This is a genomic window from Pseudomonas sp. GW456-12-1-14-TSB6 (assembly GCF_059424205.1).
The window spans coordinates 1-743 of sequence record NZ_JBWKZE010000071.1 but is presented as its reverse complement, the minus strand read 5'-3'; the positions used below and the strand labels follow the sequence as shown (position 1 = coordinate 743).

1 pseudogene is annotated in these 743 nt (G+C 58.5%); it reads left to right on the top strand.

The features are described from left to right. Positions 1 to 309: 309 nt before the first annotated feature. Positions 310 to 743, top strand: a pseudogene (locus AC07Y2_RS28735) (hypothetical protein); the annotation flags it as partial.

Genomic DNA, 743 nt, shown 5'->3' with positions numbered 1-743 from the left:
GCAACTGATCATGCTCGGCGAGCTGGCAGTGAATCGGGTGCTGGATAATCTGGAATTGCCGAATTAACGCGTCGCCACTGCCGCCCTCCTGTGGGAGTGAGCTTGCTCACGAACGCTGACTTACAGGCAACACATCTTTCCAGACAAAAAGAACCGCCGTTCCGAATCAACCGGGACGGCGGTTTTTTCATACAGTACACGACCACTCGTCGCAAAACCGCCGTCACCTGTCAGATCTGTCAGGTGCGAAATTCATCGTTTAGCGCTCTGATAGCTCCTGCCCGTTCCCACCGCGCAGGAGCCTCATCCGTGACCACTTCAACCCCACCGGACAACACCGTTCTCGTCCTCTATCCGCCAATCGTCAATGGCCACACCACGCCCGTAGAAGGTGCGCATATCGGAGTGCCCCTGGTCGCCTATGATCTGGTCACCGATGGTGAAGGCGCTGTCGTTCTCGTCGATCCGCCGCCGACGGGCACCATGAATCCCGGAGACATCATGGAGCTTTGGCTTGAGGGGGAACCGGCAGCACTGGACAGCGAAACCATTGTCGATCCGAACGCACGCACCACGCTGCGTATTCCCAAGGGTCGACTACATCCGGACCGGGTCAACAAGCTGTACTACACGATCAGGCGTGGAAGCAGCAATTTAGGGACGTCCACGCCCCCGCTCGAAATACTCTATAACCGCATCCGTCCCGGCCTGAAGGATCGCCTGACCGACCCCGGCGGCCACTC